The 20,244-nt window shown below is 61.7% G+C and carries 16 protein-coding genes; 4 read left to right on the plus strand and 12 right to left on the minus strand.

Annotation, left to right across the window (positions count from 1 at the left end):
* Together HMPREF2736_RS10310 and pth are read right to left on the minus strand one after the other, a co-directional pair.
* Entirely contained in the window at positions 1-801 is an 801-nt protein-coding gene (locus HMPREF2736_RS10310) for a fumarylacetoacetate hydrolase family protein (protein ID WP_070829627.1), read from the minus strand.
* 4 nt (positions 802-805) lie between these two features.
* Positions 806-1,360, minus strand: a complete 555-nt coding sequence (gene pth, locus HMPREF2736_RS10315) for an aminoacyl-tRNA hydrolase (protein WP_246822145.1) — start codon at positions 1,358-1,360, stop codon at positions 806-808.
* A gap of 100 nt (positions 1,361-1,460) precedes the next feature.
* On the opposite strand from pth, the gene HMPREF2736_RS10320 reads away from it, so the two are divergent.
* Positions 1,461-2,510, plus strand: coding sequence for an HNH endonuclease signature motif containing protein (locus tag HMPREF2736_RS10320; RefSeq protein WP_070829629.1), 1,050 nt, complete (start codon positions 1,461-1,463; stop codon positions 2,508-2,510).
* Between the two features lie 43 nt (positions 2,511-2,553).
* On the opposite strand, the gene HMPREF2736_RS10325 is transcribed toward HMPREF2736_RS10320, so the two are convergent.
* The 8 genes from HMPREF2736_RS10325 to HMPREF2736_RS10360 form a co-directional block, all read right to left on the minus strand.
* On the minus strand, positions 2,554-3,198 hold the full coding sequence (locus tag HMPREF2736_RS10325; RefSeq protein WP_070422621.1) for a 50S ribosomal protein L25/general stress protein Ctc: 645 nt from the start codon (positions 3,196-3,198) through the stop codon (positions 2,554-2,556).
* A gap of 128 nt (positions 3,199-3,326) precedes the next feature.
* A complete protein-coding gene (locus HMPREF2736_RS10330) occupies positions 3,327-4,661 on the minus strand; it encodes an MFS transporter (RefSeq protein ID WP_070829630.1) in 1,335 nt (444 codons plus the stop codon).
* On the minus strand, positions 4,654-5,667 hold the full coding sequence (gene hisC, locus HMPREF2736_RS10335; protein WP_070829650.1) for a histidinol-phosphate transaminase: 1,014 nt from the start codon (positions 5,665-5,667) through the stop codon (positions 4,654-4,656). Before hisC ends, HMPREF2736_RS10330 begins: the two co-directional genes overlap by 8 nt.
* A gap of 8 nt (positions 5,668-5,675) precedes the next feature.
* Positions 5,676-7,016, minus strand: a complete 1,341-nt coding sequence (locus tag HMPREF2736_RS10340) for an amino acid permease (protein WP_070829632.1) — start codon at positions 7,014-7,016, stop codon at positions 5,676-5,678.
* A 3-nt stretch (positions 7,017-7,019) separates the two neighbouring features.
* Entirely contained in the window at positions 7,020-7,466 is a 447-nt protein-coding gene (locus HMPREF2736_RS10345; RefSeq protein WP_070422624.1) for a hotdog fold thioesterase, read from the minus strand.
* A 76-nt stretch (positions 7,467-7,542) separates the two neighbouring features.
* Positions 7,543-8,520 (minus strand): ribose-phosphate diphosphokinase, encoded by a 978-nt coding sequence (locus tag HMPREF2736_RS10350; RefSeq protein WP_070829634.1) that lies wholly within the window; start codon positions 8,518-8,520, stop codon positions 7,543-7,545.
* 10 nt (positions 8,521-8,530) lie between these two features.
* The gene (gene glmU, locus HMPREF2736_RS10355; RefSeq protein WP_083279453.1) at positions 8,531-9,970 is read right to left on the minus strand and encodes a bifunctional UDP-N-acetylglucosamine diphosphorylase/glucosamine-1-phosphate N-acetyltransferase GlmU; all 1,440 of its coding nucleotides are present in this window, start codon (positions 9,968-9,970) and stop codon (positions 8,531-8,533) included.
* A gap of 65 nt (positions 9,971-10,035) precedes the next feature.
* Positions 10,036-11,250: an MFS transporter gene (locus HMPREF2736_RS10360; RefSeq protein WP_070829636.1), complete on the minus strand. Its 1,215-nt coding sequence runs from the start codon at positions 11,248-11,250 to the stop codon at positions 10,036-10,038.
* 53 nt (positions 11,251-11,303) lie between these two features.
* On the opposite strand from HMPREF2736_RS10360, the gene HMPREF2736_RS10365 reads away from it, so the two are divergent.
* Positions 11,304-12,791 carry a multicopper oxidase family protein gene (locus tag HMPREF2736_RS10365; protein ID WP_070829652.1) on the plus strand — a complete coding sequence of 496 codons (1,488 nt, stop codon included), beginning with the start codon at positions 11,304-11,306 and terminating at the stop codon, positions 12,789-12,791.
* A 93-nt stretch (positions 12,792-12,884) separates the two neighbouring features.
* Here the strand turns inward: HMPREF2736_RS10365 and HMPREF2736_RS10370 are convergent, their stop codons facing one another.
* Both HMPREF2736_RS10370 and HMPREF2736_RS10375 read right to left on the minus strand, forming a co-directional pair.
* Positions 12,885-14,471, minus strand: a complete 1,587-nt coding sequence (locus HMPREF2736_RS10370) for a hypothetical protein (RefSeq protein ID WP_168167638.1) — start codon at positions 14,469-14,471, stop codon at positions 12,885-12,887.
* Between the two features lie 418 nt (positions 14,472-14,889).
* Positions 14,890-15,504 carry a DUF3558 domain-containing protein gene (locus HMPREF2736_RS10375; protein WP_141761641.1) on the minus strand — a complete coding sequence of 205 codons (615 nt, stop codon included), beginning with the start codon at positions 15,502-15,504 and terminating at the stop codon, positions 14,890-14,892.
* 171 nt (positions 15,505-15,675) lie between these two features.
* Between HMPREF2736_RS10375 and HMPREF2736_RS10380 the strand changes: the two genes are divergently transcribed.
* Positions 15,676-16,344: a TetR/AcrR family transcriptional regulator gene (locus HMPREF2736_RS10380; protein ID WP_070829642.1), complete on the plus strand. Its 669-nt coding sequence runs from the start codon at positions 15,676-15,678 to the stop codon at positions 16,342-16,344.
* Entirely contained in the window at positions 16,337-19,966 is a 3,630-nt protein-coding gene (gene mfd, locus HMPREF2736_RS10385; RefSeq protein ID WP_070829644.1) for a transcription-repair coupling factor, read from the plus strand. Before HMPREF2736_RS10380 ends, mfd begins: the two co-directional genes overlap by 8 nt.
* Positions 19,967-20,244: the final 278 nt, after the last annotated feature.

Below are 20,244 nucleotides of genomic sequence, written 5' to 3' on the forward strand. Positions count from 1 at the left end.
CTAGCAAGAAATCACGCGGGTCGTGTTCTCGATCGCACCAAGGCCCTCGATCTCAACACGCACCGTGTCGCCATTTTTCAGGTAGCGCTTCGGATCACGCGCGTGGCCAACACCGTCCGGAGTGCCAGTTGCGATCACGTCACCAGGCTCCAGCGGATACAGATGCGAGATGAACTCGATGAGTTTCGCGGGGGTAAACACGAGGTCGTCGGTACGCGAATGCTGCATCACCTCACCATTAACCGTCGTCGTAATCGCGGGACCCGGCTGCCACTGCGTATCCAGCCACGGGCCGAACCCCGCCGTCTTCTCCAACGACTTGCCCTGGTGCCACTGCTGCGTGCGCTTCTGATACGTGCGCTGCGTGTAGTCGTTGATCACGCTGTAGCCAGCAATGTAATCCGCACCGTTGGACACATGGCGCGCCCGCTTACCGACGACCACCGCCAACTCACCCTCAAAATCCAACGACTCCGCATTGAACTCCGGCACCTCAGCATCGTCGTACGGCCCAACGAGCGCCTCCGGGAACTTAATGAACAGCGTCGGCACATCCGGCTGCTCATGCCCCATCTCCTCGATATGCTTCGCGTAATTTAGCCCCACGCAAATGATCTTGCCGGGGCGCGGAATCACCGGCGCCAAATCAGCGGGGGAGAAGGTAAACTCCTCGCCCTCCTCGAAATTTCCCGCGTGCAAAAGCGCGCCGACGTCGGGGGCGTTGAGTGTGACGGCGCGGGTGTCGTCGATAAGCCGTGCCGCGGTGGTGGTGTTTCCGGTCCTGATCGTCGCAAGTCTCATGCGGCTAGCCTAACGCGCGCAGAATCTCATCCGCCGCGTCCGCGGCCGCAATTGCGAGATCAACCTGCTCTTTTGCACTGAATGGTTTCAGCACATAATCCGCCGGCGCCATCCGCCCAGGCGGGCGACCGATGCCAACGGCGACCTTGTTGTACGGCTTGTTCAGCGCCTTAGTCACCGACTTCAGCCCATTATGGCCATGATCGCCGCCGCCGAGCCGGATCTTCACCTCGCCGAGGTCCAGATCAAGCTCATCGTGAATCACGTACACGTCTTCCGGTTTCACGCCGAAGTAATCCGCCAGTGCCTTCACCGGGCCACCCGAAACGTTCATGAAACTACGCGTACGCGCAATGATGACGCGGTCATTGGCCAGCCGTCCCGCCGCCAACTCCGCCACCTCAGTGTTCGTGCGCTTGTGTGCCGACAAGGTTGCCGGCATCGGAGAGGCGCGCTCCAAAAGCTCATTGACGACGACCACACCCGCGTTATGCCGCGTACGTTCATACTGCGGACCAGGATTCCCAAGACCAACGATCAAAACAGTCACGGTGGCAATAGTACTTCTCACCAGCGGTTTGTGGAATTTGGTGTTGGAGTTATCCACATTTTCGTGGTGGGTCTTGTGCGGTGGTTTATCGCTTCGTAGCGTGTGATGCATGGCATTTGTAGACCTTCTCGGCTTCCGGCTTACGGACATCGCCGACTTCGACCGCGACACAGCCCTTGCTGCCGGGCTGAACCCGTCGCGCATCCGAGAATGGTCACGCGTACACGACGTCTACTACGGGACAACGAAATTCACGCGGAAACAATCCGACGCCCGCCTGATGGCAGCAGATACTCCGTTGGATCAGTTGTGTTTGATTGAACGCAAACTCGCGGTGGTTGAAGATGCGGCGAAGCGTTGGCGGTTGCGTTTTACCCTGCTGAAGTTTCAGGGCCGCTTCGATGCGCTCTCGCGCTATGCCGATCAGGTTATTGATGCGAAGAAACCCGCGCCTGAAAAACAAGTACGGTTTTCTCGTGCTCGCGAAGGGATGGCCACGCTGCACTTGACGCATTCGGCACGCAATATTGCTGATATTGAGCACACGCTGCGTGGGTTGATCGATACGGAACTGCCGCCAGCAGGCCAGATGGCTGATGCGCTTATGGGGCTGTTGCGTGGTGATGGCGACGGTGGTGGGGTGCCGCATGCAGTACCACGGCCGATTGTTATGGTGCCGCTTCCCGAATGGACGCGTATCCAATCCGGTGCCGGTGACGAGGTCACGCTCACGCTAACCGATGGCACGACGATGACAGGTGCGGAATTTCTCGCGCAGCAATTCGGCGACGAGCTGGAAGTCGCAGCGTTTCACCCGCACGAGGGTGCAGTCAACCTGTATCGCACCCAGCGGTTTGCCAATAGTAAGCAACGCGCGTTGGCATCCATGATGTCGCCAACCTGTCCGGTGCCCGATTGTCGGCATGGAGCTGACAACTGCGAAATGCACCACATCCACGCCTGGCGCCACGGTGGGGAAACCAACCTTGCCAATCTGGTGCCGTTATGTCGGTTTCATAATGGGCGCAACGACGATGACCCGCGTGAAAACCGTTACGGGCGGATACAGATACGCGATGGGATACCGGTGTGGGTATCGCCGGGAGGGTCGGTCGTCGAGAAGCATCCGCCCGGAGCCATGCAACAACTCTTCACATAACGAAAAAGCCCGCCAAAAAAGCGGGCCAATCGTCGTGCCGAAATTACTCGGAAGCTTCCTCACCAGCCTCAGAAGACTCAGCGCCAGCCTCAGCGCCGCCCTCCTCAGCAGCCTCAGCCTCAGCCTCGAGATCCTCATCAACCTGCTCGAAGGTGATGTTGACAAGCAAGTTCTCCGGATCGGTGATCAGCTCCGCACCCGCCGGCAGCTCGAGATCGCCAGCGGTGATCTGGTCGCCGATCTCCTTGCCCTCGATGGAAACGGTGATCTCGTCCGGGATAGACAGAGCGTCGATCTCGATCTCGACAACGTCGGCTTCCTGGAACACAACAGCGCCCGGAGCAGCCTCGCCCTCGGTGACAACCGGAACCTCGACGGTAACCTTCTCGCCACGCTTAATGCCGAACAGGTCAATGTGGTCGATCTCGAGGGTGAGCACGTTCTGGTCGACGTGCTTAACCATGGCGAGCAGCTTCTCACCATCGAGCTCGAGCTCGACGATGGCGTTGGTGCCGTCGTTACGCACAATCGCAGTCATCTCAATACGATCAACAGCGAAGTGGATGTTCTCAATGCCCTTTTCGTACAGGACACCCGGGATCTTGCCATCGCGACGCAGACGACGTGCGGAGCCCTTACCGAACTCCTCGCGACGCTCACCCTTGATAACGGTTGGGGTAATAGCCATGTTGTACTCCTTCGGTTGGAAGGGCCACAGGCTTTGCCTGCGACCACTTAACGGATTGTGCTCGTCGAGTGATCGCATAGTGGATCTTCATCGCGTCGATAACGGCCCGAAAGCCCTCGCCGAGACTGCTACAGGCTACCAGCCGACTTTTCCCACACAAAATGCCCCGCCGCCTGGGCGTCCTCATGATCATGTCCAAGCGGGATGCCGGTGCGATCACGCACAAGCAGCGTAACGACGAACCCCGTCAACGTCGCCGCCATCAAATACACCGTAATCGCCGCCGTACCACCAGTAGCCTCACGCAACGCAGCCGCAATCGTTGGAGCAAACGCACCACCAAGAATTGCACCCAACGCGTAGGAAATAGACGCCCCGGACGCCCGGACCGAAGCCGGGAAAAGCTCCGCGTAGAAAGCGCCAATCTCGCCGTACGTCAGGCCCAGGCCAACGGTGAGGAAAATCAACGCCGCGGTGATCTTTGCAATCGAACCCGTATCGACGAGCGGGAACAACACCGCAACACCCGCCGCCTGAACCACAAACCCGATCGCAAGCGTGCGCTTACGCCCGATGTAGTCCGAGACCCACCCGGCGAACGCGGTAGTGAACAACCACACCGCAGCCGATGCAGTGACAGCCCAGAGAATGTCCCCGCGTGAAAGCCCGATACCGGCAGGATCAGTGACGTAGTTCTGGATGTAGCCGCCGGTGGTCATGTAGCCGACGGTTCCGTTTGCGGCGAAGATCACGGCTGCTGCAAGGACAGCTCCCGCGTGGGATTTGAACAGGTTGCGCAGCGGGCTGCGGGTGCCGGCTTCGCGCATCTCCTCGACGACGGGCGATTCTTCGACGCCGGTGCGGATCCACCAGCCGAGGAACGTCAGCGCGATGGACAGCAGGAAGGGAATGCGCCAGCCCCATTCGACGAAGGCGTCACCGGGGGCGACGGCGGTCATCAGGGCGAGCATGCCGGAGGACATGAGCAGGCCAGCGGGAACACCGACCTGGGGGCCGGCGCCGTAAAGGCCGCGTTTGTTCACAGGGGCGTGCTCGACGGCGAGGAGGACTGCGGAGCCCCATTCGCCGCCGGCCGATGTGCCCTGCAGGATGCGCAGGAGAATCAGTGCGGCGGGGGCAAGCCAACCGATGGTGTCGTAGGTGGGCAACAGGCCGATAAGCGTGGTGGCGGTGCCCATCGTGAACAGGGTGATCATGAGCACGCCGCGGCGCCCGAATCGGTCGGCGTAGTGGCCAGCCAGCACCGCACCGAGCGGGCGGAACAGGAAGGACAAGCCGACGGTGAGGAAGCTCACGATCGTCGCCGCAGCAGGTCCGAGGGGACCGAACATGGTCTGGTTAAACACCAAACCGGCGACGGCGGCGTAGAGGAAGTAGTCGTACCACTCGATGGCTGTGCCGATGGTGGTCGCCGCGATCACGCGGCGGCGCTCACTACGCACGGTCCCATGCTTTCAGGAAGGCGTCGGTTTCGGCTGAGTTGGTGACGGTGACGCGGATACCTTCCGGGAAAGAACGCACCAGCACGCCCTCTGCCGCTAGCCGGTCAGCTTTTTCACGCGGGAAATCCGGCAGCCAGATGAAGTTGGCTTGGGATTCGGGGAGGTTGAGTGCGGTGGTGAGGTGTTGGCGTTGGGTGATGGTGTCGTCGATACGCGTTTGCAGCTCGGAGGTGGCTTTGAGGGAGGCGAGGGCTGCGGTTTGGGCGACGGCGTTGACGGAGAAGGGGACGGCGACTTTGTTGAGGGCGCTGATGATGTCGGCGGGGCCGAAGGCGTAGCCGATGCGGGCGCCAGCGAGGCCGTAGGCTTTGGAGAAGGTGCGTAGGCCGACGACGTTGGGGTAGCGGGTGATGACGTCGGTGGCGATGGGGGTGTCGGTGGCGCGGTTGTATTCGAAGTAGGCCTCGTCGAGTGCGACGAGGATGTCGGATGGGACGGCGTCCATGAAGGTTTCGAACTCGGCGTTGGTGATGGTGGTGCCGGTTGGGTTGTTGGGGTTGCACACGAAGATGAGTTTCGTACGTTCGGTAATCGCTGCGGCCATGGCGGGCAGGTCGAGGCGGTGCTCGGCGTCGAGTGGGATGGCGACGGGGGTTGCGCCGACGATGCGGGCGAAGATGGGGTAGGCCTCGAAACTGCGCCAGGGGAAGATGATTTCGTCGCCGGGCTGTGCGGTGATTGTCGCGAGTTGTTGGCACAGGGCGGAGGAGCCGGTGCCGACGGCGACCTGGTCGATGGTCACGCCGAGGTGTTCGGCGAGGGCGGTGCGGATGTCGGTGGCGCCCATGTCGGGGTAGCGGTTCATGGAGCCGAGGGTGTCGCGCATTGCCTCGAGTACGGAGGGCAGTGGGCCTTCGGCGCATTCGTTGGAGGAGAGTTTGATGGCCTGGTCGTTGCGGGCGCCTGGAACGTAGTCGGGGATGGTGTCGAGGTCTGGGCGGATCATGTTGCGGGTCATGCGTTGCTCCTACGTTGCGTTGTCAGCCAGATGAGGCCGAGGGCGAGGATCCAGCCGAAGAGGGTGGCTAGACCCATGCGGTAATCGGGAAGAATACCCATTAGTACGAGTACGAGGGCGAAAAATGCGATGCAGATCCAGTTCGCAACTGGGTAGAACGGGGCGGGGAATTTTGTGTTGCCGGCGTGTTTGCGGAAGTTCAGGTGGGATAGGCAGATGCCGGCCCAGGTGATCAATTCCGTGCCGACGATGATGGCGAGCAGGATGGCGAAGATTTTGCCTTCGAAGAAGTAGTTGAGGATGACGACGACGCCCATGAGGGTGGCGTCGAAAAGCAGTGCTTTTGTGGGCACACCTTTGGCGTTGGTTTCGGCGAGGGCTTTGGGGGCTTGGCCGTTGCGGGCGAGGTCGCGAAGCATGCGGGCGCCGGAGTAGGTCATGGTGTTGAGCACGGAGAACACGGCGACGACGATGACGACGTTCAGGGCGGTTGCTGCGCCTGAAAAGCCGACGCCGGTAAGCACCCGGATGAATGGGCTTTCGTTCGTGTCTTGTTCGTTCCACGGTGCGAGCAGCAGGATGGTGCCGATGCCGCCGAGGTAGAACACGAGGATGCGCCACACGACGGAGTTGACCGCGCGGGGAATTGCCTTTTCGGGGTCGTCAGCTTCGCCAGCGGCGGTGCCGATAGACATGATGCCGCCAAAGGTAAAGGTCACGGCGACGAGTGCGAAGAGGACGCCGGAGATGCCGTTTGGCATGAATCCGCCGTGGTCGGTGATGTGTTGCAGGCCGATGGCGGGCTCGGAGCCGACGCCGAAGACAAGCGCGAGGCCGAGCACGATCATGAGGACGAGTGCTGCCACTTTGATCAGGGAAAGCCAGTATTCGGTGGTGGCGAACACGCGCACGTTGAGCACGTTGAGGACGACGACGAGCAGCAGCGAGACTAGCGCGGTGACCCAGTGGGGGATGTGGGGGAACCAGTAGTCCAGGAAGGTACCCATGGCGGTCAGTTCCAGCATGCCGACAACGACGGTGGTGAACCACCAGTTCCAGCCGGTGATAAATCCGGCTCCGCGGCCGATGAATTCGCGAGAGTATGCGGCAAAGGATCCGGAGACGGGGTGTTCGACGGCCATTTCGCCGAGCATGCGCATGAGGAAGTAAACGATGACGCCGACGATGGCGAAGGAGATCAAGACGGCGGGGCCGGCGTATTGGATGGAGCTGGCGGAGCCGAGGAAAAGTCCGGTGCCGATGGATGATCCGAAGGCGATCATCATCAGTTGGCGGCTTTTGACGCTGCGTTTGAGTCCTTGTTCTTGGAGGCTCATGGGTTAGTTTCCTGTCGGGGGACGTGAGGTGGTGCGGGAGAGTCCGCGGAATTCTGCGATGACGGTGTCGCCGTCGTAAAGGGTGACGTCGGACAGTCCGTTGCGGCCCCATTGGTGGTGTTCACGGGCGACGCCGCGGATGGTGCGGCCCATTTTCGCGGGTGCGAGGTAGATCATTTCGGATTGTGCGCTGACGGTGGGCTCGGTGCGGCGCGAGTTGCAGGCGCCACCGAAGAGGGCGTCGGCGAAGGTGAACAGGACGCCACCTTGGCAGACGCCGAATCCGTTTGCATGTCGCTTATCGACGACAAACTCGCCTTCCGCCACGCCTGGCTCTAACCGTGTGATGATGGCGCCCAGATACTCGAGGGTGGCGTCGCCGTCGTACATGGCTTTGGCGTGCTCAAGCTCTGGGGTGATTTCTACGGATTCGGCGTAGCGGTTGTACATGGAGATTGTGTCCTTTCCCTAAGCGTGAAGCCGGGGCAGCGGTGAAGCTGCCCCGGCTGTCGCGGTCAAGAGTGGTTTAGGCCTGGCCCTCGAAGAGGGTGGTCACGGAACCGTTTTCGAAGATTTCGCGGATGGTCTTTGCCAGCAGTGGTGCGATCGACAGCACGGTGAGGTTCTTCCAACCTTCGGTGTTTTGCGGCAGGGTGTCGGTGGTGATGACTTCCTCTGCGCCGCAGTCGCTGAGGCGCTCGCGTGCCGGGTCGGAGAAGACACCGTGGGTGCAGGCGATGACGACGGACTTCGCGCCGGCTTCCTTGAGCACGCCGACGGCGCCAGCGATGGTGCCGCCGGTGTCGATCATGTCGTCCATGAGGATGCAGTCTTTGCCCTCGACGTCGCCGACGACACGGTTGGAGACAACCTTGTTTGCGGCGTCGATGTCGCGGGTTTTGTGGACGAAGGCCATTGGGGCGTCGCCAAGCATGTTGGCCCACTTCTCAGCGGACTTCACGCGGCCGGCATCCGGGGAGACCACCACGAGGTTGTCCAGCGAGTACTTGGACTTGATGTAGTCCACCAGGATCGGCTGGGCGTGCATGTGGTCGACCGGGCCGTCGAAGAAGCCCTGGATCTGGTCGGTGTGCAGGTCGACGGACACGATGCGGTCCGCGCCTGCTGCGGAGAGCAGGTCTGCGATGAGGCGGGCGGAGATCGGCTCGCGGCCGCGGTGCTTCTTGTCCTGGCGTGCGTACGGGTAGAACGGCAGGATCGCGGTGATGCGCTTCGCGGAGCCACGCTTGAGCGCGTCGATCATGATCAACTGCTCCATGAGCCACTTGTTCAGCGGCTGTGCGTGGGACTGCATGACAAAGCAGTCGGAGCCGCGGACGGACTCTTCGAAGCGGATGAAGATTTCGCCGTTGGCGAAGTCGCGTGCAGTGGTGGGCACGAGCTCGATGCCGAGTTCGTCTGCCACAGCGTCTGCCAGGTCCGGGTGCGCACGCCCGGTGAAGACCTTGAGGTTTTTGTGGCTTTCGGTGGAGTAACCAGTCATGTTCGAACCTTTACTTCTCGCGTGCTTTCTTTGCAGCTTCTGCCGCATCGGACCCGGGGCGGCGCTTTTCCACCCAGCCCTCGATGTTGCGCTGGTGGCCCTCCTTGATGGCGAGCGCGCCAGCCGGAACATCTTCCGTGACTACTGTACCCGCGCCGGTATACGCGCCATCACCGATATTGACCGGTGCGACAAACATGGTGTCTGAGCCGGTACGGCAGTAGTCGCCGATGGTGGTGTGGTGCTTGTTCACTCCGTCGTAGTTAGCGAAAACGCTGGAGGCGCCGATGTTGGAGTGCTTGCCTACGGTGGCGTCGCCGATGTAGGTCAGGTGGGGCACCTTGGAGCCTTCGCCGATCTTGGCGTTTTTGGATTCGACGAAGCCGCCGAGTTTGCCGCGGGCGCCGAGTTCGGTGCCGGGGCGGATGTAGGTGAAGGGGCCGACGGTGGCTTCTTCACCGATGACGCCGAGTTCGCCTTGGGTGCGTACGACGGTGGCGCGGGCGCCGACTTCCATGTCGGTCAGGGTGGTGTCGGGGCCGATTTCGGCGCCGTCGCCGATGACGGTGGAGCCCCACAGTTGGGTGTTGGGGTGGATGATGACGTCGCGGCCGATTTCTACCTCGACGCCGATCCAGGTGGTGGCCGGGTCGATGACGGTTGCGCCGTTGCGCATGGCGCGCTCGACGAGGCGGCGGTTGAGTTCTTTGCCTGCTTCGGCGAGTTGGACGCGGTCGTTGACACCGGCGAGTTCGCGGGCATCAGGTGCGATGAAGGCGGAGACTTTGCGGCCGTCGTTGCGGGCGATGCCGAGGACGTCGGTGATGTAGAACTCGCCTTGGGCGTTGTCGGGGGTGACGCGCGCGAGGGCGTCGCGAAGCACGGTGGCGTCGAAGGCGAAGACACCGGAGTTGACTTCGTGGACCTTGCGTTGTTCGTCGGTGGCGTCTTTTTCTTCGACGATTTCGAGCACGTCGCCAGCTTCGCCGCGGATGATGCGGCCGTAGCCAGTGGGGTTGTCGAATTCGAGGGAGAGCACGGTCACGGCGGCATGCTCGGACTCATGCTTTTCGACGAGCGCCTGCAACGTCTCCGGCGTCAGCAACGGCACGTCACCGTTGGTGACCACGACGGTGCCGTCGAAATCCGGAATTGCCGACAGGCCGACCTGCACTGCGTGGCCGGTGCCGTTTTGCTCCTCCTGGATCGCCTGGCGGATCTCCACGTGCATCTGCTCGGCGATGTGCTCCACGGCTGGGGCGACCTGGTCGCGCTGGTGGCCGACCACAGCAACGAGGTAGGTCGGTTCCACACCGGCTGCGGCGTGCAGCGAATGGGAGAGCAGGCTGCGCCCGCCGATTTCGTGCAGCGTCTTTTGGCGGTCGGACTTCATGCGGGTTCCCGCGCCGGCCGCGAGCACGACAACGGCGCGATCGGAGTGGTTAGGCACTCGATTACTCCTTGGGGGTGGACGTTTTGAGATCGGCCCCAAGCATAACGCCTATGGGCTCTGGCCTACTTGTTTGCCGAGACTTCCTTCAGGTTCGCGGCACCAAACACGCCGGCGTAACCAACAACAGCCAGGAAGATCAGCGCTGCCTGCGGGCCGAGCAGCACAACCGCCGAGGAGATTGCGCCGACAACGAGCAGGACGATGCCCATGACGGTGTTGGCGGCACCCGTGATCATGGTGCGCCTATCGCCGTCGGCCATGTCTACCAGGTAGGTCTTGCGGCTGACCCGCACTGCGGTGTGGGCGAGGTTGACCAGGAAGAAGCCTAGGGGCATGACCCAGGCGTTGATGGTGTCGTCGACAAGCTGTGCGCTGGCAACGAGCAGGATGAGCACAGTGGACGCGAAACCTGCAGCCCACGCCATCATGCGTTTCGACGACCTGTCCGACAACCGGCCCGAAACCCGCCCGCCAAGCAGTGACGCGCCGCCGGAGGCGACGATGAACGCACCGAGGCCTGTGAGGTCGGCGCCTTCGCGGCTGCCCAACACGACGATAAACGGGGTGGAAAGCGCGGTGACCAGCATGAGCGAGCGCACGATGAGGAATCGTTGCAGGTCGCGGTCGGAGGTGACCAGCTTCCACATGTCGTGGAAGCCTTGGCCGTTGGAGGTGTCGGTGTCGGGAGTGGGCTCGTCGATACGCATGAACACGAGCGAAGCGAGCGCCCACATCGACGCACCGCCGGCGAGCAGCGCGGCGAGTGACCACTGCGGAAGTTCGTTGGGGATAAACGACAGTGCGAGACCGATCGCGAGAGTGAAACCGCCGGCGAGCGCGGTGGCGCGACCGGTGATGTCGCCGCGGTGGCCTTTGGAAATCGTGCGGCCCTGGACATCTTTGCCTGCGATGGAGCAGATGGAGCGAAACACCGCGTGCACCGCAAGCAGGACAATGACTGCGATGCCGAGCGCACTTCCCTCGAGCAACAGCGCGCTAAGCGCAATGCCGGCAGAGGCCAGCGCTTGGCCCCACGAGCCGATCAACCAGACTCGTTTGCGCGAGCTTTGCGACGTCACCCACGGGCTCAAAAACGCCTGCGGCAGCATCGAGCCTGACTCGCGAATTGGCACGAGAAACGACGTGAACGCCGCCGGCACCCCAGCAGCATTGAACAGCCACGGCAGCACCGTTTTCGGGGCGACTACCTGATCGCCAATGTTTTGTAAGCCGTTCGACCAGATGAACTGGCGGGCATTCGCTTCCTCGTTACGCATATATCGGGATAGTAGGATCATTCATGGTTTTCGGCGAGTTTTTGGAGGACGTAATGGCTTTTTCTCGACGCACATTTTTTAAAGGGACCGTTTTCGCCGTTGCAGCCGCAGCCACGGGTGCTGCATTGGCTGGGTGCTCGACATCAAACCAGCCCACCCCGCGTGGTGCCGACGCCGAAGCACGCCCGCTGCCTATCCCGCCGCTGTACGAAGGCACACTCGACGGCAACGTGCGCCGCTTCGAACTAACCGCCCAGGAGGGCGAATCCGAAATCATCCCCGGTGTCATGACCAAGACTTGGGGATTCAACGGGCCGTTCTTGGGTCCGACGCTGTACATGCGGCGCGGCGAACGCATTGAAATGACCGTGCACAACAACGTGCCGGAGCCGACCGTTGTGCACTGGCACGGCCTGCACCTGCCGGCCGCTGCGGACGGCGGACCGGCGCTGATGTTTGACCCGGGTGAGTCTTGGTCGCCGTCGTGGACCGTCGATCAGCCCGCCGCGACCTGCTGGTACCACCCGCACCCGCACGAGATATCCGCGGTGCACGCCTACCGCGGCCTTGCCGGCGGTCTGATTGTCGACGACGACACCACCGCCATCCCCGGCCTGCCCGCCGACTACGGCGTCGACGACATCCCTGTGATCCTGACTAACGCCCAGTTCACCGAAGACGGCCAGCTCGACGAAGACCACGGGTGGGTCGGCGACACCGTGGTGGTCAACGGCATCACCAAACCGCGTTTCGACGCGACCACCCGACGCGTGCGCCTCCGCGTGCTCAACGGGTCCGTGTTGCGCTTCCACCACCTGACGCTGGGTGTGCCGTTCAAGATCGTCGCCACTGACCAGGGGTTCCTCGATTCCCCGGTGGAGGTCGACGGCGTGCTGCTTACCCCGGGCGAGCGTGTGGAGATCGTGGTGGATCTCGAGCCGGGCAAGGATGTGATGTTGCGCAGCGATGGACTCCCGGATCTTGGCGGCCTGCCGGATAAGGAAACGGCGGACATGTTCGGCGCCCGCGACACCTTCGACCTGTTGGAGATCGCCGCCCCGCCAGAAGATGCGCCGGCTTCGCCCGCGTTGTCGGAAACGTTGGTGCCGTTGGACGTGCCGTCGTCGGCAAGTGTGGAGCGCGAGTTCCGACTCAATGGCATTGAGATCAATGGCCAAACGATGGACATGTCGCGCGTCGACTTTGTCGTCGACCACGACGGGCCTGAGATCTGGCGCGTGACCAACGAAAACGAGGATATGCTGCACAACTTCCATATCCACAACGCACGCTTCGCCGTGCAAAGTGTTGAGGGTGGGGAAGTGGAGTTCACTGCCGGCTGGCACGACACCATCGACGTGCCACCGCTTTCCACGGTGACGCTGCTTGTGGAGATCGCGTATCACCCCGACCCCACCTTGGCCTACATGTATCACTGCCACATGCTCAACCACGAAGACCAGGGCATGATGGGCCAATTTGTCATCGTTGAGCCTGGCCAAGAACCGGACCTTGCACTCCCGCACGGCCACGAGCATTAGATTGCTTCTCGACGACCCCACGCCCCGGCGCGAATCCCACCGGGGCGTGTTTTCGTTTCGGGTTTCTGTTTCGAGCGTTGCCGCTCGCGGTGACTATCGGCGCACGTTGTAGCCGATGACCTCCGGCAGCAATAGTGGGGCGTCGCCGAGCAGTGCCTTGAGGTTGCCGTCGCGCTCGACCGCGCTGGTAACTGTCTTGACCTTGGCGGCGGCCTTGTCGGATGCGCGACCGCTTTGGTTGCGCCCGGCCATCATCGGTTGCCCGGCAACGACCCCCCCACCGCGGTGCGCGCCCGCCGCATTGTTCGCGGAGTGCGCGCCGTTTGCGGCGTGGGCACCGTGGGCACTGTGGGCACCGTGTGCACCGTTAGCTGTGCCGGAGCCTGTTGGCGCGTGCCCTGTCGAGCCGTGCGGGGTAGCACCGTGAGCACCCGGCGAACCGGCGCCGAAACCGGTACTTGGACCGACACCAGCACCGGCGCTCACGCCGCCGCCCGTGCCGAAACCCGGACGACCGGCGTGCATGCCGCCACCTGCGTACATGCCAGCACCTGCTCCGGCGCTTCGGCCAGTGCCGATGCCATTTCCAGCTCCACGGCCGCTAACAGCCTGGGAAGCAGGGGAGCCCCCGCGGGAACCGCCAGGCACACCAACCCCGGTGCCTGCGCCCATCTGGTTTCCACGAGCAGCGTGCCTTCCAGTGCCTGCAGCGTTGCTGGGCCCACCAGCTATTGGAGCGAATCCACCCGCGCCGCTATTGGTGCCGGCGGATGCCCCGCCCGAGTTCGCCCCACGTGTGGTTGCAGGGGTGATAGCACCGGTGAACGCTGGGCTGTGCGCACCTGGATGCGCGCCAGCAGAGATCGCACCCGGGGTCGGAGCCATCGCATTTGTGCTTGGCGGTGCCAGCACTGCCGACGCAGCCTGCGTAGGCGTAGCACCTGCCGGAATGGAATCAAGCACGTTTGGCGAGGGCCGCCCCATGTTCTGCAGAACCTCTGACGGTGTTTTCGCGTTTGCGATATCCCCGTAGCCACGGTTGATCAGCGCATTCTGGATTGGTTCCGGCAACTCTGCTGGTTCAAATGCGGGCGCTGCTGGCGAGGGAATGCTATCGACGCTGTAGGAGTCGCCAGACATCTCCTTCAACTCCGGAAGCAGACGGTTAAACGTCGGGATCGCAGCGACCAAGTTTGATGTCATTCGCGCCGGAAAGTTGAGCAGGTACGCCTGCTCGATCGCAAGCTTTTCTTCCGGCGACGGTGCAGCGTCATATGCCATCACGGTGCTGGATGCGATGAGTTTTTCGGCGTCTGCGGCGTCGGCAAGCATTGCGGTGTGCGCTGCGAGGGAGCGCGAGTTAGCCACGTATTCCATACCTGCGTTCTGGACCTGTGTGATGGTGCGCATCGCATTGTGAATCCAGGATGTCTCTGCCGAGGTACTCAACGCGTGCTGGACTTCGTTGAGTTCCTCCATTGCATCGGCGATCAGTTCTGCATTTGAGTTCCAGAACTCGGAAGCAGACATCGCACGAGAAGTGTCGGTCTCCAACAACTTGGCGTGCAAGGCGTGCAGCGACGAATCACCAGTCGCGACTGCCGCCGGGTTTGCAAACGTGTTGGTTTTCGGATCGACCGAACGCGACTTCTGCAGGAGCTCAATCAGTTGTGGCTGCACCTGGTTAACGCGCCCCTCAAACACCGGACCCAGCGACGCCAACGCACCGGACAGAGAGTCATCCGTCCGCAGCGTGTTGTTCAGCGCGGTTTCAAGAATGTTCGCCGTACCCAGAAGGTAGGTTGCGACCGCTTGATTTGCTTCTGGTGCGTTTACATCCCCGATTGGGCTCAGAGTACGCCCTGCATCTGCGAGACCGCTGACCTGTGAGAAAGAAGTTAGTGGGCTAGTAGCTGCATGCGCCTGAGCGTTGGCTATTAGTCCGGAAATTGAGCGAAGTTGGTCAACTGCGCGCTGTACTGAGTCAGAATTGATTGAAATCAAGATACCCCCCAAACAATGTTGTTTTTAGTCCCTCACTCACGATAAATGACAAAGCGACTGAGGTAAAGAGAATGTCCAATAAAGTGGACATCCGTTACTGGTTTGCGTCGAAAAGTGCCTCAAGACTGGTGATTGCAGTCTGGCAATTTTTTTCTTGGCTACCGAAGCCTTTTATTCCGGCGACTCCAATCACCAAGCCACCCCGGAGGGTATCCACTTGCGCGAAGCAATCGATCCCGTCGCCAGTTCTGGGTCCGTAAGTGTAAAGGGCCGGTATTAGGGGAGATTGGTATTCCAAGAGCCCCGTATTTGCAGAAATGTGATCCCTATCAGCGTTGTTTTGGAGAAAAAACGGAGACCGTATGTGGTTGTCACTCGGTCCGGTGCAGCTTTTCATTCCGTGCGCCAACGCCGCATACTGCTCTGGCAGCGGCTCCACATCCTCAAACCCCGCAGCGGCGAATTCTTCCTGCGTGATTTCCGTGCAGGGATCGAAGATGTCGTCGCCGATTGTGTAAGGGTCGAAGTCGCCGACTTCTAGCACGCCGCTTTTGAACACGAATGCCTGTGCTTGAGGCTTATCCTCCGCGAATTCGGGTGGTGTGCCGGATTCGATGTTGGGCGTGGTGTCGTCGTTAAGCGGTTGCTCTGTAGTGCACCCCGAGAGCATCACGCATAGAGCTGTAGAAAGTATTGCGAATCGTTTCATTTCCCCTCCCCATATGAAAAAGCTTCCCCACCAGGACTCGAACCTAGAATGACGGTACCAAAAACCGTAGTGTTGCCGATTACACCATGGGGAATAGCATCGCTGATTGTAGACCACATCCCGTGGCAACCAAAGATGGGGTGTGTCGGAGAGGGATCTAGAGTGGAACATATGGCTCGTAGGCGAATGACTGCACCCCAGCGTAGGGAACAATTATTAGGCGTTGGGCGCGCTGCTTTTGCTGAGCGCGGATACGACGGGATCTCCATGGAGGAGATTGCGGCTCGCGCCGGGGTGACCAAACCGGTGGTGTATGAGCACTTTGGGGGTAAAGAGGGCTTGTACCAGGCGGTTATTCGTCGGGAGATGGTCCGCCTGGAGGAGACGATTATGGGGTCGATCCAGGAGGGGCGCTGGCGCGATCGCATTGAGCGTGGTGTGCTGGCGTTGCTGACGTACGTGGAGGATGACACCGACGGGTTTGTCATCCTTGCGCATGGTCAGTTGCCGGGGGAGGGGCGGACGTATTCGACGATTCTTAACCGTGTGACCGCTGAGGTTTCCCACCTGCTGGCGGAGGCGTTTAAGCACCGTGGATTAGATGAGGCGATGGCCGGGTTGTACGGTCAGGCGCTGGTTGGCACGGTGTCTAATTCTGCGCTGTGGTGGTTGGATCAGCGGGAGCCAAACAAGCATATTGTGGCGGCGCATATCTCTAACCTGTGTTGGAATGGGTTGCGGGGGATGGAGGCCAAGCCGCATATTGCTGGTGAAGATGTCGCTGGAGATGAGCGCGCTGTGGATCGCGAAGCGAACGAAGAGGAAGCATTGCATGACTGATAACACCCCGCCCGTGCTTGGTGGGCTGCTCACCCAGGCGTTGACGGACCCGAAGTTGAAGGGTTTGGTGACGCATGTGGGGGAAGATTCGCTGCATATTACCGGCATTGACCAGGCACGTTCCTGGACTGCTGGTGCGATCGCGCGTGAGACCCCGGTGCTGTTGGTGACGGCGACGGGGCACGAGGCGGAAGACCTCACGGCGGAGCTCAAGGCAATGCTTGGCGACGACAAGGTCGCCCAATTCCCCGCCTACGAGACGTTGCCCCATGAGCGCTTGTCGCCAGCTGCGGACATTGTTGGCCGCCGTGCGAAGGTGCTGTGGGATATGCCGCGTGTCATCGTGGCTGCGGCGCGCGCCGTGTGCCAGCCGGTTTTGCCTGCGATTGAGCCGATTCGGGTGGCGGTGGACCAGGAAGCCGACTTTGAGGACCTGACGCAGCAGTTGGTGCATTTCGCCTACAACCACGTGGATATGGTTGCGGGCCGTGGCGAGTTTGCTACCCGTGGCGGCATCATTGACGTTTTCCCCACCACTGCCCAGAACCCTGTGCGTATCGAGTTCTGGGGTGACGAAGTCACCGACATCCGCTCCTTTGCGGTTGCGGATCAGCGCACCATCGAAGAGGTTGGTGCCGTCGAACTGTTTCCAGCAAGGCAGTTGCTTATCGACGACACCGTGGCCGCCAAAGCCGACGACCTGGCCCGCAAATTCCCGTCGAACCCCACCTTGTCGTCGCTGCTTGCACGCATTTCCGAAAAGCAGCCGGCGGACGGCATGGAAGCGATCATCCCGGCGCTGACCGATAAGACGTATTCGGTGCTGCCGGAATTGATGCCGGCCGGTTCGGTGGTGTTGGTGACCAACCCGGAGAAGGTTCGCACTCGCATTGCCGACTTGGAAGCGACCGACCGCGAGTTCCTCGAGGCCGGCTGGGAGGCCGCCGCGATGGGCGCCGAAGGCCCGGTGGCGGTGGAAGGCCTGGACGTCTCTGCTTCGTCGTACCGTTCGTTCGAGTCCCTGGAGGTCTCCGCGTCGAAGGCCGGAAACGCCTGGTGGACCTTTGCGCCTCCCGGCATGTTCGCCGCGGATGACGCGTCGACGCTGCCGCTCGAGTTCGAGGCAGCACCCGCGCCGAAGGGCGATCCGAAGCAGATCGAGCAGCTCTACGCCACGCTGAAACTGCACGTGACGCAAAACCACGGCAAGGCCGCCTATGTCGCTCCGGCCAAAGGTGCGATCGACCGCATGGCGGAGCGGCTGCGCGAACACGGCGTGTCCGCACGAGTGGCCACACCTGGGCTCGAGCCCGTCGATGGCGCAGTTACGCTCTACCAGGCGTTATCGCACGCAGGTCTGGTCTTCGGCGGCCCGAACCTTGTGGTGGTTACCGAAACGGACCTCACCGGCAACCGAGTCGGCGACATCGCCGGCGCTAAGCGACGCGCCCCGCGCCGCCGCAACCGCGTCGACCCGTTGGCTTTGCAGCCGGGTGATTTCGTGGTGCATGACACCCACGGCATCGGCAAGTTTGTAAAGATGGCGGAGCGCACTATCAAGGCCGGCGATGAGGCGTCGCGACGCGAATACATCGTGCTCGAGTACCAGCCCGCCAAGCGCGGACAGCCCGGCGACCAACTCTGGGTGCCCATGGAGTCGCTGGACCTGCTGAGTAAGTACACCGGTGGCGAGAAGCCGTCGCTAAGCAAGATGGGCGGCTCGGACTGGAAGTCCACCAAGCGCAAGGCGCGCGCCGCCGTGCGCGAGATCGCCGGCGAGTTGGTGGAGCTCTACGCCAAGCGCCAAGCCGCGCCGGGCCACGCGTTCGCGCCGGATACCCCCTGGCAGCTCGAGATGGAAGATGCCTTCCCGTTCGTAGAGACGGAAGACCAGCTCAACGCCATCGAAGCGGTCAAGGAAGACATGGAAAAGCCCACGCCGATGGACCGCGTGATCGTGGGCGATGTGGGCTTCGGCAAAACCGAGGTGGCCGTGCGTGCCGCGTTTAAGGCAGTGCAGGACGGTAAACAGGTCGCGGTGCTGGTGCCGACGACGCTGCTTGCCCAGCAGCATTACTCCACCTTCACGCAGCGCATGGATGGTTTTGGGGTGGAGGTTCGCGAGCTGTCGCGTTTCACCTCTACCGCGGATTCGAAGAAGATCCTCGCAGGTCTTGCGGATGGTTCCGTAGACATCGTCATTGGTACCCACCGACTGCTGCAGACTGGCGTGCAGTGGAAGAACCTCGGTCTGATCATCGTGGACGAGGAGCAGCGCTTCGGTGTCGAGCACAAGGAACACATCAAGGCGCTGAAGTCGCACGTTGACGTGCTCACCATGACGGCAACGCCGATTCCGCGCACGCTTGAGATGTCGCTGACCGGCATCCGCGAAATGACATCGATTACCACCGCGCCGGAAGACCGGCACCCGGTGCTCACGTATGTCGGTCCGCAAGAGGATAAGCAGGTGGCGGCGGCGATTCGTCGAGAATTGCTTCGCGACGGCCAAGTCTTCTACATCCACAACAAAGTCTCCGACATCGAAAAAACTGCCCGCCAACTGCGCGAACTCGTTCCCGAGGCCCGCGTCGTTGTCGCCCACGGCCAGATGAGCGAGCAGGTGCTCGAGCAGACCGTGCAGGGTTTTTGGAACCGCGAATACGACGTCATGGTGTGCACCACGATCGTGGAGACCGGCCTGGACATCGCCAACGCCAACACCCTGATCGTGGAAAACGCCCAGAACATGGGCCTGAGCCAGTTGCACCAGCTGCGCGGACGTGTGGGCCGTTCCCGCGAGCGTGCCTACGCGTACTTCCTGTACCCGAAGGACAAGACACTCACCGAGACCTCCTACGACCGCCTGGCCACCATCGCCCAAAACAACGACCTGGGAGCCGGCATGGCCGTGGCGCAGAAGGACCTGGAGATGCGCGGCGCTGGCAACGTGCTCGGCGCGGAACAGTCCGGCCACATCGCGGGCGTGGGCTTCGATATGTACGTCCGCTTGGTCAGCGAGGCCGTGGAAACCTTCAAGGGCCTCATGAGCGGCAAACCCATCGACGCCACCGACAAAGGCCCGAAGGAAATCCGCGTCGATCTGCCCGTGGATGCACACATTCCGGAGACCTACATCAACTCCGAGCGCTTGCGCCTCGAGGTGTACCGCAAGCTCGCAGAAGCGCGTGACGACGACGCCCTGACCGCAGCAGCCGACGACATGATCGACCGCTTCGGCACCTTGCCAATTGAGGTCGAGCGGCTCATGGCCGTAGCCCGATTGCGCAACCAGGCCCGTGCAGTTGGCGTTTCCGAGATCTTGACCCAGGGAACGCGCATCAAACTCCACCCAGTCGAGTTGCCTGACTCTAAGCAGGTGCGCCTGAAGCGCTTGTACCCGGGGGCGAACTTCCGGGCTGCGGCAAAGGCGCTGCAGGTGCCGATGCCCAAGGAAGGCGGAGCAAAGCGGGCACTCAACGCTCCAAACCTGCGCGATATGGAATTGCTGCAGTGGGTCGCCGACTTCATGACCGACGTCCTCGACGCCCCCAAGATCGCCGTGGCGGGATCGGCTGCGGAGGAGACACCGAAGAAGAAGGTGTTCTCGGTCAGCGAGTAGGCGCTACCGCGTCAGTGATCCCCCTTCAGACGAAGAAGGACGCTCGGACCGATCGTCTAGCTCTGTGTTTGTGGAACCAGACGATGAGCTCCGTGTTGACCATGGTGTTCGTTATCACCTGGGGGTTTGTGTGGGTGGTTTCGAGACCGTCTAGCTGTATTTGCGGGGGTGCTAGACGATCAGTGGCAGCAACGAAAAGAGAGTGTGCCCACCCGGTGTTGCGGGTGGGCACACTCATTGTTGTTGTTTGGTTTTAGAGCATCATGTTGGCGAAGCCG

The sequence above is a fragment of the Corynebacterium sp. HMSC036E10 genome, assembly GCF_001836265.1.
Taxonomy (GTDB): Bacteria; Actinomycetota; Actinomycetes; order Mycobacteriales; family Mycobacteriaceae; genus Corynebacterium; species Corynebacterium coyleae.

Bases quoted from the DNA above. Each gene is read 5' to 3' on its own strand.
- HMPREF2736_RS10340 (WP_070829632.1), bottom strand. From the start codon at position 7,016: ATGAGCCTCCAAGAACAAGGACTCAAACGCAGCGTCAAAAGCCGCCAA.
- HMPREF2736_RS10350 (WP_070829634.1), bottom strand. From the start codon at position 8,520: ATGACTGGTTACTCCACCGAAAGCCACAAAAACCTCAAGGTCTTCACC.
- HMPREF2736_RS10375 (WP_141761641.1), bottom strand. From the start codon at position 15,504: ATGAAACGATTCGCAATACTTTCTACAGCTCTATGCGTGATGCTCTCG.
- mfd (WP_070829644.1), top strand. From the start codon at position 16,337: ATGACTGATAACACCCCGCCCGTGCTTGGTGGGCTGCTCACCCAGGCG.
- HMPREF2736_RS10325 (WP_070422621.1), bottom strand. From the start codon at position 3,198: ATGGCTATTACCCCAACCGTTATCAAGGGTGAGCGTCGCGAGGAGTTC.
- HMPREF2736_RS10310 (WP_070829627.1), bottom strand. From the start codon at position 801: ATGAGACTTGCGACGATCAGGACCGGAAACACCACCACCGCGGCACGG.
- HMPREF2736_RS10365 (WP_070829652.1), top strand. From the start codon at position 11,304: ATGGCTTTTTCTCGACGCACATTTTTTAAAGGGACCGTTTTCGCCGTT.
- HMPREF2736_RS10345 (WP_070422624.1), bottom strand. From the start codon at position 7,466: ATGTACAACCGCTACGCCGAATCCGTAGAAATCACCCCAGAGCTTGAG.
- HMPREF2736_RS10320 (WP_070829629.1), top strand. From the start codon at position 1,461: ATGGCATTTGTAGACCTTCTCGGCTTCCGGCTTACGGACATCGCCGAC.
- HMPREF2736_RS10360 (WP_070829636.1), bottom strand. From the start codon at position 11,250: ATGCGTAACGAGGAAGCGAATGCCCGCCAGTTCATCTGGTCGAACGGC.
- HMPREF2736_RS10380 (WP_070829642.1), top strand. From the start codon at position 15,676: ATGGCTCGTAGGCGAATGACTGCACCCCAGCGTAGGGAACAATTATTA.
- hisC (WP_070829650.1), bottom strand. From the start codon at position 5,667: ATGATCCGCCCAGACCTCGACACCATCCCCGACTACGTTCCAGGCGCC.